This is a genomic window from Pontibacter pudoricolor (genome assembly GCF_010092985.1).
GTDB lineage: Bacteria > Bacteroidota > Bacteroidia > Cytophagales > Hymenobacteraceae > Pontibacter > Pontibacter pudoricolor.
The window spans coordinates 1,350,618-1,368,805 of record NZ_CP048106.1 but is presented as its reverse complement, the minus strand read 5'-3'; the positions used below and the strand labels follow the sequence as shown (position 1 = coordinate 1,368,805).

Genomic DNA, 18,188 nt, shown 5'->3' with positions numbered 1-18,188 from the left:
GCTTATAGTTTAAAAATTGAAGTTGTAAGTTAGCGAGGGCAGCAGACCGAACAAGTAGGTTTTCACAGCTTCGGTTTTAGTCTTGTCTTCTTTGCTCTCGCGGAAGTAAATGGAGAAAGCATTTTTGCGGGCGTAGGCGTTGTAAACGCTCAGGGTCCAGGAGCCGCTGTACTTCTTGAACTCGTTGCGCGGCTTTGCATACGTAGCCGACAGGTCCAGGCGGTGGTAATCGGGCAGGCGATACCCGTTGCGCTCCGAATAAACCGGGTAGGTTTTTCCGTTGTACTCGTAGCGGCCCACCGGCATGGTAATGGCGCCGCCGGTGCTGTAGGTCCAGTTGGCTCCTAAATTTATAGTTGGGCTGAAATTATAGTTAAGTACCAGGTTGCCGGAATGCCTGCGGTCGTGGCGCGGGGCGTAGGGGTTGCCGTCGTTAATGCCCGCCACGGTGCGTTCGGTTTTAGAAAGGGTGTAGCTTATCCAGCCGGTGAGAAGTCCTTTCTGTTTGCGCAGGTAAAATTCAGCGCCGTAAGCTTCGCCAGTGCCACGCAGCAGTTCGGTTTCCAGGCGTTCGTTTAGGAGTATCTCAGCATAATCCTTGTAATCTATGTGGTTGTCCATCCACTTATAATACACTTCCACCGATCCTTCAAACATGTTATCGTGTATGTTGCGGAAATAACCAAGGGCTACCTGGTCTGCAAGCTGTGGTTTTACATAGGTGCTGCTCGGTATCCAGACATCAAAAGGCATAGCCGAGGTAGAATTGGAAACCTGGTGCAGGTACTGTAATGTGCGGTTGTAAGATGCTTTCAGAGAGCTTGCATCGGTCAGTTCGTATTTGGCGGCAATGCGTGGCTCCAGCCCGTGGTAGCTTTTTATTTTCTCGAAGCGGCTATAGTTTATGGTGTCAACCGGAGTTTCAAATTCCTCATCATACAAGTATACTTTGCCCGGGCCCATGTTCGTGAAGCTGGAGAAGCGCAATCCATAGTCTATCGTTAGGTGATCGGTAAGCTGGTGCTCGTTGCTCAGGTAAAGTGCTGTTTCCAGAGCGCTGGTGGAGTTCAGTTTCAGCTCGTTCACATAGGATTTTTCGCCTGGCTTTACTTCTGCCGGCATAAAGTTGTGGTACGTAACGTGCAGGCCAAAGCGCAGCTGGTTTTTCGGGTTCAGGAAATAGGTATAGTCGTTCTTGATGCCGTAATCCTTGATGTGCGATTTCCAGGTAAACTCCGACTCCTCTTCTTTGGAACCTAAAGCATAATCAAAATCAGAAAAGATGAACGTGGTGTTGGAGAACAGGCGGTCGGAGAAGAGGTGGTTCCAGCGCACGGTGGCCGTGGCATTTCCCCAGTTCATCATAAACTCTTTTGTGCCTGCCACATCGCGCCCAAAATAGCCCGATACAAACAGGCGGTTTTTCTCATTAAGCGTATAGTTTACTTTGGCGTTGAGGTCGTAAAAATACAGGTCGTTGCCTTTTATGTCTTCTTCGCTGCTCAGGCCAAAAAACATATCGGCATAGGTACGGCGACCCGACAGGATAAACGAGCTTTTGTCTTTCACGACAGGTGCTTCCACGGTCAGGCGGCTGGCTATAGTTCCAATACCACCGGACACTTCCATTTTCTGGTTGTTGCCTTCCTTCATCCGGATATCGAGCAGGGAGGATAAACGCCCGCCATGTTGTGCCGGAATGCCACCTTTATAGAGTTGCACATCTTTAATGGCATCGGCATTAAACACCGAGAAAAAACCCATCAGGTGCGATGCATTGTAAACCGGCGCTTCGTCCAGCAGGATTAGGTTCTGGTCTGCACCGCCGCCGCGCACATAAAAGCCCGAGGTGCCCTCGCCTGCATTCTGTACGCCCGGCATCAGCTGTATCGCTTTTATCACATCCACTTCACCCAGCAGGGCAGGCATGTTTTTTATATCTGTTACCTGCATTTTCAGGGTGCTCATTTCCATGCTTTTTACATTGGTATCTTCCTTGCGCGAGGTCACCACTACTTCCTGTAGTGTGGTCGTGTTCTGCTCCAGCTGCATGTCCAGTTTCTGGCTGCCTGTTAACTTAACTTGCCTGGTGCTTGTAACATAGCCCAGGTAGTTGTAGTGGATGGTATAGTTGCCTTTGGGCAGTGTGAGCGAGTAAAAACCATACTCGTTTGTAGTTACGCCGGTGCCCGGCAGTTCCTGCACACTTACCGAAGAACCGATTAGTCCTTCGCCGGTGGCTTTGTCTTTCACGTAACCGCTCAGGGTTACTTTGTTTTGTGCGGCACTGTTTGCTAAAACGCAAAGCAGTAGCAGCACTGTCATCATGTACTTCATCATAGTTTTATTGTAGAATGTAGGATATATGCGTGCCCATGTGTTCCCGGAACATAATGCAAAATTAGGCTAACCTGTTGAGGTAGCTTTTATATAATTTCTGTAAAGTTTTATAAAAAATAGCCGGAGCGATGGGGCAAGAGCGATGCCTATAGTTGCAGCAGATGGCGGGGCACCGGTAGAGTTTTCATTACTTTTTTCATGGTTTTATAGTGTAGGTTCTGGGTCGTTTTACCCGGAAATAGTTGCCTGTTCCCGAAATCGGGCGCAAAAGTACGGATTATTTTATTCTTGCGTAAGCTACCTTTATTAATGGGGGATTAATTTATACCAGCTGACCTTTTTTGCAGATAAACAGAAGATGGAAGCGGATGAAAGCTATAAAGTATTAGGCGCTGATTATCAGGTACTCAAGTTCTTTAACCCGGTTGCATTATATTCATTTCTATAGTTGGCAAGTAATTTTCTCCGAAAAATCTGGGTATGAATGAGTATCCGCTACACTGCCTGTTTCTGCTCAAACATGCACACAAATACAAAGGCCCGGCGTAACCTTATAAAACCGGACACACCTGTTCAATACTGAACACCCATTATCCTTATAAAGCTATAGTTTATAGCTGTAAGTATTAGTAAATCAGTAATATACATAACTGGCATATAAGTTGGCTACGGAGTTCATGTAAAGTACACGATCAAAACTATGGACCGCGAATTATCTGCCACTACCAAACAAGCCAACAAACGCCGTCTCTACTGGCAAATAGGCTTAGCCCTGGTTGTGCTGGCCTGTGCTATAGTTGGTTTCAGAAGCCTGCTAACGCCAACGCTGAGCCGGGACAAACTGCGCACAGCTGTAGTGGAGCGCGGCCCGGTGGTAGCAACTATTTCGGCGAGTGGGGTAGTGGTGCCGGAGCACGAGCTGGTAATTACCAGCCCCATACAGGCGCGCATAGAACAGGTGCTCCTAAAGGCGGGCGAACAGGTAAAGCCCGGAGACCAGATACTGCTGCTCGACAGAGCCTATACCCAACTGGCTTACGAAAAGCTGAAAGACGAGCAGCAACTAAACCAGCATAAAAGCGTGCAGCTGCGCCTGAACCTTCGCAAAACCCTGAACCAGCTGGCATCGCAGTTAACTATAAAACAGATGCGTGTGAAAAGCCTGCAGGCCCAGCTGGAAGACGAAAAGTACCTGCTAAAGATTGGGGGCACTACCCGCGAGAGCGTGAAACAGGCTGAACTGAACCTGAAAATAGCACAGCAGGAACTACAGGAAATTGAGCACGCCATGGCTACCGAGCGCGAGCTGCTGAAAGCCGACGAGCAGGAACTGGGCTTTACGCTGGACATGCAGGGCCGGTCAATAGAAGAGCTGCAGCGCAAAATGGAACAGGCCGAAGTACGCGCTACCCACAACGGTGTGATAACCTGGGTGAAGAACGAAACAGGTAGCACCGTGAATGCCGGCGACATAATTGCCCGCCTTGCCGACCTGAGCAGCTACAAAGTAAAAGCTACTATTTCGGATACTTATGCGGGGCAGTTAAAGCCGGGTGGCAGCGCTGTCGTTCGCATCAATAATACCGATATGCAGGGCGTGGTATCATCGGTAGAGCCGACAGTTACGAATGGTATTGTTACGTTTTATGTGGCCCTGCAGGATAAAGCACACCAGTTGCTTCGGCCTAACCTGCGCACCGATGTATACGTGGAGCTGGCTTCTAAAAACGACGTGCTACGCGTGATGAACGGTCCATATTTTAACAATACTTCTAATCATCAGGTGTTCGTGCTGCAGGGTAATGAAGTGATCCGGAAGCCCGCAACTTTAGGCATCAGCAACGTGGATTTTGTAGAGCTGGAAAATGGCGTGCAGCCCGGCGAGGTGATCGTGATCTCTGACATGGCGGGGTACCAGCACGCGGAGAAGATCAAGCTTAAATAGTTAGGAGTTGCTCTATACCATCTGTTTACCTGTAAAATAAAACTATGAAGTACCTTTTTGCCTGTTTAGTGTTTGTGATGCTGCTCTGTTGCGGCCAAAGTATAGCTCAGCCTGGTGTGCGCCTGTTGCACCTGCAGGAAGTTATCGCTTTGGCGCAGCAGCAGTCGGCAGCAGCAAAGCAAGCCGATGTAAACCAGGAGAGCAGTTACTGGCAGTGGCGCAGCTTCAAATCCGATTATCGTCCGCAACTGAGCCTGAATGGTACCTTGCCCGATTTCAGCAGAAGCTACACGCCTGTTATCCAGCCCGACGGCACTACCGATTTTAAGCCGGTAACTATAAACAGCTCCGATGTTGGTTTAACCCTTCGCCAGCTTATCAGCCCTACGGGCGGCAGCATTTTTGTAACATCGCTGATGCAGCGCTTCGATGATTTTGACCGTGAAGTTACCCGCTATAACGGCAACCCGGCTATAGTTGGTTTTGAGCAGCCCCTATTTGCTTACAACCCGTTTGCGTGGGCCAAAAAAGTAGAGCCGTTGCGTTACCAGGAGTCGAAGCGCCAGTTTGTGGAGGACAAGGAAACGATAGCTGTGCAGGCCACGCAACTGTATTTCGATTTGCTGCTGGCACAGGTAAACCAGCGCATCGCAACACAAAATCTGGCTAACAACGACACGCTTTACCATATTGCCGGAGAGAAATACAAGCTAGGCCGCCTGTCTAAAAACGACCTGCTACAGATGCAGTTGGCCGTGCTGAATGCCCGCCTTGCCCAGGATCAGGCCAGCCTGGATGAGCAGAACGCGACCCTTGCTTTAAAAACATTTGTTGGCCTGAAAGATAATGACGCCCTGCAACTGATTATACCCGACAGCATACCGGCAACTATAGTTTCGGCGGAACTGGCCCTGGCCGAAGCAAAAAAGAATCGCAAAGAAGCCATGAGCTTTAAACGCTGCCTGCTGGAAGCTGAAAGCCTGGTAGCCAAAGCGAAAGGAGACAATGGGTTGAACATGAGCGTTTTTGCAACCTTCGGTTTATCCAACAGTGCTGAAAACTTCTCGGATGTATATACCCGGCCGGAAAACCTGCAGCGGGCCAGAGTAGGATTTAACATGCCGCTCATGGACTGGGGCCGCCAGCGCTCCAGCTATAAAGTAGCCGACCTGAACCGCCAACTTGTGCAGCACACCGTCGCCCAGGAAGAAGCCACTTTTGAGCAGGCGGTGCTCTCGCAGGCTAACCAGTACATCACCCTGAAACGCAGGCTGGAAACCACAGCCGCCGCAGATGCCATTGCCCAGGAACGCTACAATATCACCAAAAGCACCTTTATAGTTGGCCGCATCAGCATAACAGAGCTTAACATTGCCTTGGAAGAAAAAGACCAGGCCCGCCGCGCTTATATCGCTGCACTCAGCCAGTTCTGGTACGCGCACTATAGTTTAAGACAGCTTACTTTATTTGATTTTGAAAAGCAGCAGGCATTGGTGGTTGACCCCGCTCCAGTCCTTCCTTAAAAAACAGGGGAGGTCATGATAGAAAAAGCCCCCGTTGAATAGGGCAGGGATGGACCAACAGCAGCTATAGAACTATTGCTTAAACTATAGCAATTGGCAGAAATTCCCCTCTTGAGAGGGGTAGGGATGTGTTAATCTGCTGAATGCAACTATGGCGGAAACTATAAACTATAGCTCAGCTCCCGCTCCTGTTTTGGGAGTAGGGGCCCTCGATAAAAGGGGAAGGATGGGAAGGGGTAAATAACCAACAACGAATAACTACCAACGAATAACTATATTAGAACTATGATCACGCTATCAGACATCGAAAAAGTTTACCAGACAAAGACCATCGAAACGGTGGCTTTGCAGCGCGTAAACCTGGCAATTCCGAAAGGAGAGTTTGTTTCCATCATGGGGCCGTCGGGCTGCGGAAAATCAACTTTGCTTAACATCATGGGCCTGCTGGATGTGCCTACGTCCGGTGTGGTGACGATAGATGGGCAGCCCATCAAAACCTACAAAGACAAGGAACTGGCGCACATCCGCAACGAGAAGATCGGGTTTGTTTTCCAGAGTTACCACCTGGTAAACGACCTGAGCGTGCTCGATAACGTGGAACTGCCACTGCTATACCGAAGCGGCGTGTCGGGCTCAGAGCGTACCAAACTTGCCAAAGCAGCCCTGGATAAAGTTGGGTTGAGCGCCCGCACCAGGCATTTCCCGAACCAGCTATCGGGTGGGCAGCGGCAGCGTGTGGCCATTGCCCGCGCTCTTATCGGCAACCCTGCTATTATACTGGCCGATGAGCCTACCGGAAACCTGGACTCGGTGATGGGCGAAGAAGTGATGAGTATTTTGCTGGAGCTCAACCGTCAGGACGGCGCCACGATTGTGATGGTAACGCACGACGAGAACATGGCGATGAAAACAGAGCGTCTGGTGCGTTTCTTCGATGGGCAGCAGGTATCAGATTCTAAAGTTTACAGCCATTTACAAACTGTTTAAGCCATGCTGAAGAATTACTTTAAAACAGCCTGGAAGGTACTCTTGCGGCGCAAGTTTTTTACCTTCATCAGCCTCTTCGGCATCAGTATTACCTTAATGGTGCTGATGGTGGTGACTGCTTTGGTAAACTATATGTTTGGAGCACATGCGCCTGAAAAAAACATGGACCGGATGCTGTATGTAACAAGACTGCAAATGACAGGAGATGGCACTCAGATGAACAGCGCCCCCAGTTACTACTTCCTGAACAGGTTTATAAAGCCGCTCAAATCTCCGGAAAAAATCAGCATATACTCCAATAGCAACTATACCTCGATAAACTTTACAAGTGGCCGCAAGCTGGAGATGAAGACACGCTACACCGACAGTGAGTTCTGGCGTATCATGGATTTTAACTTTCTGGAGGGCGGAGCCTATGGCGATGCCGCAGTTGAGGGCGCACAACTGGTAGCCGTTATCAACGAGGCCACAAGCCTGAACAATTTCGGAACTGTGAAGGGTGTTGGTAAAATGCTGGAGCTGGACAACAGAAGCTATAAAGTAGTTGGAGTAGTAGAGAATGTATCGGCCATCCGGCCCAGTACCTATTCAGATGTCTGGATTCCTTATACAACAACCAAAGATGATCTTGGCAATGCAAACTACACCGGTTCTTTCTGTGCTGTGCTGCTGGCCAGAGACGCTGACGACCTTGATGACATAAAGAAGGAGTTCTATAGTACAGCGGCTAAAATACCTTTAATGCCGGGCCAGGAGTTTACAGAGTTAAAGGTGTTTGCAGATACCCACCTGGAAGGGTTTGTACGGGAGATAACAGCATCCGTAGAAAATGAAGTAAATGCTGGTTTGTTGTACGCCGTTGTTTTTGGGGGCATGTTCTTTTTTATGCTCATTCCTACACTTAACCTGGTAAACATCAACATCAGCCGAATTATGGAGCGCGCCTCCGAGATAGGTGTACGCAAGGCTTTTGGCGCATCCTCTAACACGCTGGTGCTCCAGTTCCTGTTCGAGAACATCTTCCTGACCATACTAGGCGGAACGATAGGAATACTGCTGGCAGCGGGTGCCCTGCACCTGATCAACAACAGTGGCTTTATACCTTACGCGCAACTGGGGCTTAACCTGCCAGTGCTGTTTTTCAGCTTACTGATATGCCTGTTCTTTGGTGTACTTTCCGGGGTTTATCCGGCTTTCAAAATGTCTAAACTTCACCCTGCATCCGTACTGAAAGGAGGCTCAAAATGATAAAGCATCTGTTTAAACTTGTCTGGAACCGAAGACGGGCCAATTTTCTGATGATCATGGCAATCTTCTTCTCCTTTTTAGTACTCTTCGGAACTATAAGTGTGCTGGTTAGCAGCTGGAAGAACTATAAGCAACCCTTAGGTTTTGAGCCTGAGCGTATCTGGTATGTAAATATTCAGCACTTCCAGACTCCAAAAGATGAGGTAAGAGTTGTATCTGAACAGCTTGTCCGAAGGCTTCAAACGCTGCCTGAAATTGAGCAGGTGGCCCTGGCCAGCGGTAATTCAGCTTACTCTGGCTGGTCAAACATGTCAGGTCTGACACATGGTAACCTGCAGCGTGGCATAAATGCTGTAACCATACAAGCCGGCGATTTTAAGAAAACGATGAACCTGAACCTGGTGGAAGGACGATGGTTCCAGGCCGGAGATGAATTCTCGAACAAGAAACCAATTGTGGTAACGCAGAATGTTAAGGAGTTTTTCTTCGGGAATGAGCCGGTAGCAGGTAAAAAGCTAAAGAGCGGGGATGATGAATTTACGGTAATAGGTGTGGTGGATGCCTACCGCACCCGCGGTGAGCTTAATTCGGATGTTGGTACCTTTATGAGGATAAGTTCTTTAGCTGATACCAGCAGATTGGTTGAAAATACGCTGTACCTGCGCATGAAACCGGGTATTACATCAGGCTTTGAAGAGAAACTGTTGAAGGAAGCAGGCGCTGTAGCTACCGGCTGGAAGCTGGATGTAAAACCCATGGAAGTGATGCGTTCGTCTTATTTGAAGGAAAACCTGACCCCGTTGGTGGTGTTTGCCATCATCTGTGCTTTCCTGATCCTGAACGTGGCGCTGGGCATTTTTGGGGTGCTGTGGTATAACATTAACAAGCGCTACTCTGAAATTGGCTTACGCCGTGCGCTGGGAGCTACCGCTAACCAAATTTACAGGCAGTTTTTAGGCGAGATACTGGTACTGGCTACGCTTGGGTTGGTGTTGGGCAGCTTCTTCGCCATACAGTTTGTGCTGCTGGATGTGATGGGCATGCAGCCGGAGGTCTATTACTATGCGCTGGCTATTTCTATAGTTGTGATTTACCTCCTGGTTATAGTTTGCGCCTTCCAGCCAAGCCGGCAGGCAGCAGCCATTCACCCGGCCATTGCCCTGCACGAAGAGTAAACTATAGTTACCCCATCCTTCCCCTTTTACCAAGGGCCCCTGTCCCCAAAACAGGAGAAGGGTTTTTGTTCTGGATGGATACTTTTACAAAATAACTGTCATTCTGAAAGGATCTTGGTAGAAGGTAGTTTAAGCTTATGCTAACAGGTAACAAGATCCTTTCAGAAAGATAAAAGTAAAAGGTTCCTCTTAGAAGGGGGCAGGTGGATGACCAACAGTAACTATGAAACTATAGCTGTAAAAAAGTTTTCTGCTGGTGCTGCCATGTTACAAGAAGTAATTACAGCGGTACGAGCTACAAGCTCGCACCAGCGATGACTAACAGTAACTATAGAACTATAGCCAAGACAGAAATTCCCCAACCTGGAGGGGCTAGGGGTGGGTAAACTATGCAAGACTGCAACTATAGCTGCTAAAACTAATACCAGAATACCTTATATTTATACTTCCGAATACATCATACATGATCCTGATCATAGACGACGATACAGCAGTGCGGGCTTCGCTGGGCCTGATGCTGAAACAGAACGGCTTTAAGACCAAAGAAGCAGCCAATCCACGGGAAGCGGTTCAGCTGGCGGAGCTGCATTCGTTTCAGTTGGTAATCATGGACATGAATTTCTCTATTGAGACAACCGGGCATGATGGTCTGGAGCTGCTGGGGCAATTTAAAAAGCATAACCCCAAGCTCCCGGTTATACTCATTACAGGCTGGGGTTCTATTAGTCTGGCAGTAGAAGGTATGCGCCTGGGCGCTGGCGATTTTATAACTAAACCCTGGAGCAACGAGTACCTCCTGCAATCAATCCGTACTGCGCTAAGTTTATCGGAACAGAACTATAGTTCGGACGAAGCCCTGACACGCAAGAAACTGGACCAGCAGTATGATTTCAAAAGCATAGTCGGACAGGACCCGGACCTGCTGCGAGTACTGAAAAAGATAGGCCAGATTGCGGCTACAGATGCATCGGTGCTGATAGAAGGAGAGAGCGGCACCGGTAAGGAACTGATTGCTGAAGCCTTACATCAGAACAGCGCCCGCCGCAACCAGCCGTTTATCAAAGTAAATTTAGGTGGTATCTCAGCCAGTTTGTTCGAGAGTGAGATGTTTGGCCACAAGCGCGGTGCTTTTACCGATGCCAAAGGCGACAGAGTGGGCCGTTTCGAGATGGCTAACAAGGGCACTGTTTTCCTGGATGAGATAGGAGAACTGGACATGAACAGCCAGGTAAAGCTGCTGCGCGTGCTGCAGGACAGAACGTATGAAGTGCTCGGCGACAGCCGTTCCCGGAAACTGGATATACGCGTAGTGTGCGCCACCAACCGCAACCTCGAAGAAATGGTGGCTGAAGGCAAATTCCGCGAAGACCTCTTTTACCGCATCAACCTGATTACTGTAAAGCTGCCTTCTTTGCGCGAGCGGGCCGAGGATATTCCGTTGCTGGTGCAATACTTCCTGAACTACCTGAAAAAAGTGTACAACCGCCCCGGGCTAACAATAAGTAAAGGTGCTTTGCAGTGGTTAAGAGAACAGCCGCTGCCGGGCAACATTCGCGAGCTGAAGAATCTGGTAGAGCGCACCGTACTTGTATCAGATGATGATGTGCTGGAGACAGAGGATTTCCAGGGGCAGACCCAGCGCAGTGCTGCCAAGCCGGGCGATAAAACACTGCCTGCCGTAGGCGCCATGACCCTGGACGAGATGGAAGCCAGCATGATCCGCAAGTCGATGGACCATTATCACAACAACATCAGTAAAGTGGCCCGTGCCCTTGGCCTGAGCCGTGCTGCGCTTTACCGCCGCCTCGATAAGTTTAACATCCCGTATGAGTCTCAGGACTAAGTTTATACTTTTTGCTGCGGTCATGCATCTGTTGCTGGCCGTTATGGCCTACCTGCTCCTGAAAGAGAATGTGTATCTGTTTCTGGGCATGGAGTTGGTCATATTTGGTTCCATCTTTATTACCACACAGCTATACAGTACATTTTTTAAACCGCTCAGCCTGATCCGCGCGGGCATTCAGTCCATCAAGGCTAAAGACTTCTCTACCAAGTTTATGGGGGTGGGGCAGAAGGAGCTGGACGAACTGATAAACGTGTACAACCGCATGATAGACCAGTTGCGGCACGAGCGGGTGGCGCAGGCCGAGAAGCATTACTTTCTGGAGAAACTCATACAGGCATCGCCGGCTGGTATTTTGCTGCTGGGTTTTGATAACCAGGTGGAGCACGTAAACCCGGCCGCCGAACTATACCTGCAACAACCTGCCGATAGTTTGCTGGACAAGCACGTTAGCCAACTGCCAAAGGTGTGGGCCGAGCAGCTGACACAACTACAGACGGGTAGCTCTATCACGTTTCGGGTAAATGGCATCCGCACGTACCGCTGCCACCGCGCCCACTTCCTGGACCGAGGTTTTCAGCATTACTTTGTGCTGATAGAAGAACTGACCGAGGCGATACTGCAGAACGAGCGGCAGGCTTATGAGAAGGTGATCCGGATGATGTCGCATGAAGTGAATAACTCGGCAGGGGCGGTAAATTCTATACTGGGTTCGCTGCAATACTATGCCCCGCAACTTGCCGACGACCACCGCGACGATTTTGACAATGCCCTGCAGGTAGCCATAGACCGTAACACCAACCTGAGCCGCTTTATGGCCAACTTCGCTAACGTAGTACGGCTGCCAAAACCTAAAAAAACACCAACCGACCTGCACGCCTTGCTCCGAAACCTGGCTTTGCTTATGCAACCTGAATTTCAGCGCCGAACTATAGCCTGTACACTTCAGCTGGCCCCGCAGCCACTGGTTGTACTCCTGGATCAGCAGCAAATGGAGCAGGTACTGCTAAACGTGCTCAAAAACGCCATGGAAGCAATAGGCGACACCGGCGAGGTAACTATAGCCACACAGGTGAACCCCGCACAGCTAACTATAACCGACACCGGCTCTGGCATACCTGAAAGTGTAAGGGCATCGCTGTTTACGCCCTTTTTCAGCACCAAAGAATACGGGCAGGGGATTGGCTTAACTATGATTAGGGAGATATTGATAAATCATGGCTTCACATTCTCGCTGGAGAGTGATCAGGAGAAGGAGGTGACGTTATTTTCGATCAGGTTTTCAGGCTGAGTGTACTTTAAAATGGAAATTTAAAGTAGCTGTAAGATTGCCTTTAAAAGATGAACTTTAGAGAATACCAAAAGTGCCGGTAAGCTGTGAAAGGACCAATCATATTAAAATGTCACATTACCTGACGAGACGCTTGACTTGGAAGTAAAGATCGGGGTGGAAGTATATTTCTGATAGTTGTTTATTAGTTACAAAGCTACAGATAACTCCTCACCGGCATGTAAAGCCTATAGTTGTAAGGGCGATTTATTGAACAAAAAAGCCAATCCATATGAAGTGGATTGGCTTTTTGAAGATAGGCCAAAGAATAGAATTATTGACCTGTTATAGTATGGATTTGTTTCTCGCTCTGGTACCATACAATTGAATGAGCGTTTGCCACCTGATACCTTAGAAAACAAACGCTGCCTGTCCGAAAAGGATAACCTAGCGGACATCCACCATCCATTTCCGGATTAGTGGTCCTAACAGCATGAGCAGTATGCCAAAACCAATGGCATAAATTCCTATTTTACTGATTATATCTGCATAATAAGGCAACGAGAGTACCGGGTTGTCAACTACGTTTACCGGAACACTCATCAGGGCGCCGATCTTACCAGCCAGAAACTCCCCAATGGCACTGGCAAAAAACCAGATACCCATCATCATGGCCACTATTTTGGTCGGGGCCAGCTTTGTTACCATAGACAGACCAATTGGTGAGATACAAAGCTCTCCGCAGATGATAAAGAAGTACCCAAAGATAAAGGCAGGTAAAGAGATTAATCCCGATTCGGCACCCCAGACAGTTGCGGCATAAAAAGTACAGAAACCCATCCCGAGCAGTACAAAGGATAATCCGAATTTTAAGGGAGTTGACGGCTCCAGGCCTCTGCGGTTGAGAGCCGGCCACAGCCAGGCAAAAAAGAAGCTGAGCACTATAACCCAGGCAGGTGGCAAAAAGTTATTTACAGCCAGTGCAGGCAGTTCCATGCCCGCTACGTGCATGTCCACGTTACGCATGGCAAACAGGTTAAGCGAGCCGGCATTCTGCTCATAAAAAGCCCAGAACAGCGTTGAGAAAATAATAAGCACCAGCGCAGCAAACAGTTTATTGCGTGAAATACGGTCCAGTTGGAAGGCAATGTATAAGATGTAAGCCAATGAAATAGCCCCCAGACCAAACATAATAAAGTCCATAAGCTCATAGCGGTGGAACAGCGCTACAATAACCGGAATGACTAGCAGAGAGCCCGCGTAAATAAAAACCTCGGTTGTGATGCCTGCAACTATAGGTTTGCTCAATTTAGCTGGGTCAGGGGGAAGCCCTTTTTCTTTTAACGATTTTCTGCCTATAACAAACACTACTAGCCCCAGGATCATGAAGATACCGGCCAGGCCGAAGCCATAATGCCAGTTGATTTGCTGCCCCACATACCCGCAAAGTAATCCGCCGAGTGCTGCCCCAATATTGATGCCCATGTAGAAAATAGAAAATCCGCTGTCTTTGCGTGGATCGTTGTCAGCATATAAAGTACCGACCAGACTGGAGATGTTTGGTTTAAAGAAGCCGTTACCACAAATAATGAAAGCCATCCCGATAAAAAAGCTCCAGTCCTCAGGTACAGCCAATACCAGGTGACCAATACTCATCAAGATACCTCCATATAGTACTGCCTTGCGGTAGCCCAGGTATTTATCGGCCATAACACCCCCGAACAGGGGCATGGTATACACAAGCGCTGCATATGAACCCAGGATAGCATAGCCTTTCGGCTCATCAAACTTTAGCTCCGTTACCATGTAGGCAAGCAACAGTGCTTTCATGCCATAAAATGAGAAACGCTCCCACATTTCGGCGAAGAACAGCATGTATAATTGTTTCGGGTGCCCGGTTTGGGCTGGCGCTTCCGGGATTTTAGGTTCAGTCAGGTCCATGAGTTTCTTAATAGCCTTTAGTGCTGCAAAACACCTTATAGTTTTAAGTGCAATTTAAGCATTGTTAGCACAGATGTATGCTAATATATGAATTATCTGTTTACCGGTATGTTGTGCATATAAACAGATCTTGCTTCCTCTATACTGGATCTAATTCTTTTTTTGCGTGTGGGGGATTCTTCCGCTGATAGCCTGTAAGATATTTTTTCGGGTAAAAAGGGTGCTAAAGGTTAATCAGAGAGTCATAGGTATCAGTTTTGGGAGAGAAAAAGAAAAGGCGATTGTCAGATCGCCTTTTCTTTCTAAGTAAACCAGAAGATTGAATTATTTAACTGTTTTCAGAAGGACTTAGCCACCCTGCCAAATTAAGGTATCATAAAGTAGGGTCCGTGACTCAGAGCTACTGATTTAAAACCTTCTTTTTGGCTATTTCATATTCCTGCTGCGTGATGGCTCCTTCATCAAGTAGTGATTTTAACTTTTTCAGTTCATTCTCTATAGAACCACCAGAGGTAGCTTTAGTAGCAGACCTAGGTTGTGTTTTTGGTGTTGTTTTCACAACCGGCGCATCTATCTTAGCTTCAAGTAGTTTATCCAGGAACCCGTTTAGGGTTTCTCTGATTTTTTATTTTTCTGATAAACAGCCCTGTCAAAGTCAGGAAATGGAGAGCCATCCAGTTGCTGGCTTTTGTCTCGAACCTGATCAGTTGTGCCTTAAAGCTGTCGAGCCAGGAACAGGCCGGCAACGTGCCCCTATCGTTCGAGAGAAACAGGCTGTTGCAGGTTTTGGCGGCTTTCCTGGCTTGGTAGCCAATGCACTCCCCACCGTTTCTGCACACCCTCTGGCTGCCGTCAAGCTGTACGGAAAACAGGCAGAGCAGCAAGCGCTTTTCCCGCAACAGCTCCACCCATACCCGCCTGAGGCTGCCGTCTGCTGCCCATTTGGGAAAATGATAGTAAACACCCTGCCAGCCAAGGCCACCTGCACCAAACAGCTCCCTAAAATGTAATTTCTTTTTAAAAACCTGATCAAGGTGTGTAGTCAGCCATATGCTTGAAGGCTTGTGAAAATCTACCCTATTTGGTACAGCAGGATTTAAATTACCATGTTATTTTTGCTGCAAAAGTTATTGAGGTCTACTTATTAAGCACAATTTTCCTGTTTTGACTATAGTTGCTAGCCTGCAGTTTAAGTATATATATTCCTGATGCATGTTCCAGGTTAGGAGCCCATTCAAAAGTATAACTTGTTTTTTCATCCACCTGGCCTTGGAATAGGGTAGTAACCAATCTGCCTTTCATATCATATATAAACAGACTCAACGGCTGTGATTCTGCGGAAGTAAAGCTGATTTTAACTTTTTCTACAAAAGGATTGGGATAAGAATATAATTCCAGATCTTGTTCCTCAGGCTCTGTAAGTGATTTATCGGGAGTTGCAATTGAAGTAGAGGAATTTTCGTTTACATGAACCACACTATCACCTGCAGAACCTGCAATACGGTTAGTCAATTGATAGGTAATGCTTGTTAAAACAGTAATTGAAATGGCCTTTGAAGTGGATCTCAGTCCTGAATTATCGGTGGCTATAGTTGATACAGTATACTTGCCTGCTCCTACATTATTCCAGGTATAACTATAAGGTGAAGTCACATCTTCGCCCAGCTTTATAGCCCCGCTAAAGAATTCCACTTTAGCTACTGCGCCATCAGAATCGGAAGCTGTAGCTTTTAATGTTATAGTTGCCGGAGCTGTAAAAGATATATTGTTTGTAGGAGAGTTTATAGTTATAGTTGGTGGAACTGGCTGTATACGATACAACTGGCCAGAACTGAAACCAGAACTAATACTATTGCCTGCTGCATCAGCTATTCCCGTTTCTGTATTTTTTAAATCCAGGCGTATAGTTCCTTTACCCGTAATGTTAGCGATAGTTATATCGTATAAGGTTCTGCTTGCGCCAACTGCTGAAACGGAAACTATATTTCCGGTAACATTGTCCTTGAATACAGGTATAAAATCGGTAACACCCACATTAGTTACCACTTCCGAAAACGTAGCTCTGAAGCTGACCGTTTTTGCTCCGGTTATTTCGGAGATCGGGGACTGACGGTTTATACTATAGACCCTTGGTGCTGTTTTATCTATAGTTGTAAAGCTCCAGCTTACAGACCAACTACTGTTATTAATTCCATTTAAAGCTCTTACACGCCAGAAATATGTTTTCCCCTCCGTTAAGCCTTTTATCGGGAGGGTTGTTTTCGTAAGACCGCCCTGCTCATAAATTATACTTTTAAAATCAGACGCAGCTGCGACTTGTACATGATAGGAACCTGCCCCCTCCGAAGCTACCCAGGTTAATTTTGGAGCTGTTGAAACCCTTGTTGCCCTATGTAGAGGTGCAGCTAAAACGGGTGCCTTTATATTTCTAATATTGGAGGGCCGAATTTTTAAACTTGTTCCTGCAATATCCTCCCATCTATAAAAGTGAAATGTTTTATCAGTAGACATTGCAACGAATAAGCCTTTTGGAAACTGGGGGGACAAATTATAGTTTATCATTTCTGAACCATCGCTTGCATCTGCTCTTACCTTTACAACTTTTAGTAATTTGTGGCTGTGCGGGTTTGTGGCCGTGCCTTCCCGGCTATAAATATGAAACTCGTCTGCTCCCTGATCTGAAACAAGTATATAGCCTGTGCCATCATCTATTTTATAGATAGAAATGCCTTCCTGGTCACGAGCAAACCCTTTGTTCGCAAAAAGCGCAAGTTCCTTATTTCCTTTCTCCGGGTCAGCGTAGTATTTTCTAACTCCTCTTCGTTCATCAGAACAGTATACATACCCGAGCTCATCATCTATAGCAACTGATTCTATTTCCTGGGTCCCGCTATAGTTACCGAACCTTCTTACCAGTGTACCTTTAACATTTCCCGATCCATCGTCTTCCAGTAAATACTGCCATAAGTAAGTGCCATTTGTTGGCCCTGATTTTCGGCTGACTATAGCGTAGATTTTACGATCTGATGCCCTTTCATACAAAGCGATACCCATAGGTTCACTTCCTGATCCAGTTTCCCCGGCAAACAAAGCGATTCCTCCTTTATCTATAGGATTCATGTCTGGAGCAGAAAATACTCTGAGTTTTCGGCTTTTCCGTTCTGTTGTAACAACTAAGTCTTTACTCTTGCCCTGTAAAATCATTCCATATGCTACATCTACATTATTAGGGTGCTTTAAATTTCTGATGACGGTTTTTGTCTTACCAGTCAAATCATACACATAGAGTGCGCCATCTGTATCAGAGCCCTTGTCTGTACCAATTACCAGGCTTTCTGAAGGATTTTGTTTATTTACCCAAATGGCAGGGTCATCAGAATCGTATTTTACAGGCTTTGTTACGAATTTTGGATTTATAACGCTCTGGCCATTTGCCTGCATACAAAGACACAAAATCACTAAAGAGTGACTGATGGCTAAATAGTGAAAAAGCTGCTGAATTTTACTCTTATTAGGGATGGGGCTTAACATAAAGGAAACTTTTAGACTATACCTTCAATATTTCTGATTCTGTACAAGAATCTTTTTTAGAATAGGGTTACTAAACTATAGGATGTCATTTGCCCTCTGCATAAACTTTTGGCGCACACAAGCTCTAAGTCTATTATCAGCACAAGAGCGTTAGGAACTTTACAGGTGTTTAGAAAGGGTATCTGTTACACATCGTAGCTATAGTTTGCTGTGGAGTAGTTCCTGCATATCAGTTTTAAATGGCTACAGGTTAAGTTACAATGATAGAATTAGAGGAGTTAAGAGTTAATGGTAACTCTTTTGCAGGTCATATTCCTGTGTTATAGAGGAACATAAATTGGGTCTGGACTACTTATAGTATAAGATGTACAGAGAATTATGTTTA

The 18,188-nt window shown here is 47.0% G+C and carries 11 protein-coding genes; 7 read left to right on the top strand and 4 right to left on the bottom strand.

Annotated elements, in window-relative coordinates:
• Window positions 1-9: 9 nt before the first annotated feature.
• Complete coding sequence (locus GSQ66_RS05920; RefSeq protein WP_162426613.1) at window positions 10-2,340, bottom strand: TonB-dependent receptor; 2,331 nt, start codon at window positions 2,338-2,340, stop codon at window positions 10-12.
• Between the two features lie 700 nt (window positions 2,341-3,040).
• On the opposite strand from GSQ66_RS05920, the gene GSQ66_RS05915 reads away from it, so the two are divergent.
• The 7 genes from GSQ66_RS05915 to GSQ66_RS05885 all read left to right on the top strand — a co-directional run bounded on the left by GSQ66_RS05915 (window position 3,041) and on the right by GSQ66_RS05885 (window position 12,352).
• Window positions 3,041-4,285, top strand: coding sequence for an efflux RND transporter periplasmic adaptor subunit (locus GSQ66_RS05915; protein ID WP_162426612.1), 1,245 nt, complete (start codon window positions 3,041-3,043; stop codon window positions 4,283-4,285).
• A 44-nt stretch (window positions 4,286-4,329) separates the two neighbouring features.
• Window positions 4,330-5,808, top strand: a complete 1,479-nt coding sequence (locus tag GSQ66_RS05910; protein ID WP_238395832.1) for a TolC family protein — start codon at window positions 4,330-4,332, stop codon at window positions 5,806-5,808.
• A 285-nt stretch (window positions 5,809-6,093) separates the two neighbouring features.
• Window positions 6,094-6,795 (top strand): ABC transporter ATP-binding protein, encoded by a 702-nt coding sequence (locus GSQ66_RS05905; protein WP_162426611.1) that lies wholly within the window; start codon window positions 6,094-6,096, stop codon window positions 6,793-6,795.
• A gap of 3 nt (window positions 6,796-6,798) precedes the next feature.
• Complete coding sequence (locus GSQ66_RS05900; protein WP_162426610.1) at window positions 6,799-8,043, top strand: ABC transporter permease; 1,245 nt, start codon at window positions 6,799-6,801, stop codon at window positions 8,041-8,043.
• Window positions 8,040-9,218, top strand: coding sequence for an ABC transporter permease (locus tag GSQ66_RS05895; protein ID WP_162426609.1), 1,179 nt, complete (start codon window positions 8,040-8,042; stop codon window positions 9,216-9,218). Before GSQ66_RS05900 ends, GSQ66_RS05895 begins: the two co-directional genes overlap by 4 nt.
• A 463-nt stretch (window positions 9,219-9,681) precedes the next feature.
• A complete protein-coding gene (locus GSQ66_RS05890; RefSeq protein WP_162426608.1) occupies window positions 9,682-11,061 on the top strand; it encodes a sigma-54-dependent transcriptional regulator in 1,380 nt (459 codons plus the stop codon).
• Window positions 11,045-12,352: a sensor histidine kinase gene (locus tag GSQ66_RS05885; RefSeq protein WP_162426607.1), complete on the top strand. Its 1,308-nt coding sequence runs from the start codon at window positions 11,045-11,047 to the stop codon at window positions 12,350-12,352. The genes GSQ66_RS05890 and GSQ66_RS05885 overlap by 17 nt, the downstream gene beginning before the upstream one ends.
• 426 nt (window positions 12,353-12,778) lie before the next feature.
• On the opposite strand, the gene GSQ66_RS05880 is transcribed toward GSQ66_RS05885, so the two are convergent.
• The 3 genes from GSQ66_RS05880 to GSQ66_RS05870 all read right to left on the bottom strand — a co-directional run bounded on the left by GSQ66_RS05880 (window position 12,779) and on the right by GSQ66_RS05870 (window position 17,713).
• Entirely contained in the window at window positions 12,779-14,272 is a 1,494-nt protein-coding gene (locus GSQ66_RS05880) for a peptide MFS transporter (protein WP_162426606.1), read from the bottom strand.
• A 400-nt stretch (window positions 14,273-14,672) separates the two neighbouring features.
• On the bottom strand, window positions 14,673-14,831 hold the full coding sequence (locus tag GSQ66_RS19220; RefSeq protein WP_202923410.1) for an SHOCT domain-containing protein: 159 nt from the start codon (window positions 14,829-14,831) through the stop codon (window positions 14,673-14,675).
• A gap of 578 nt (window positions 14,832-15,409) precedes the next feature.
• Window positions 15,410-17,713 carry a phytase gene (locus GSQ66_RS05870; protein ID WP_162426605.1) on the bottom strand — a complete coding sequence of 768 codons (2,304 nt, stop codon included), beginning with the start codon at window positions 17,711-17,713 and terminating at the stop codon, window positions 15,410-15,412.
• Window positions 17,714-18,188: the final 475 nt, after the last annotated feature.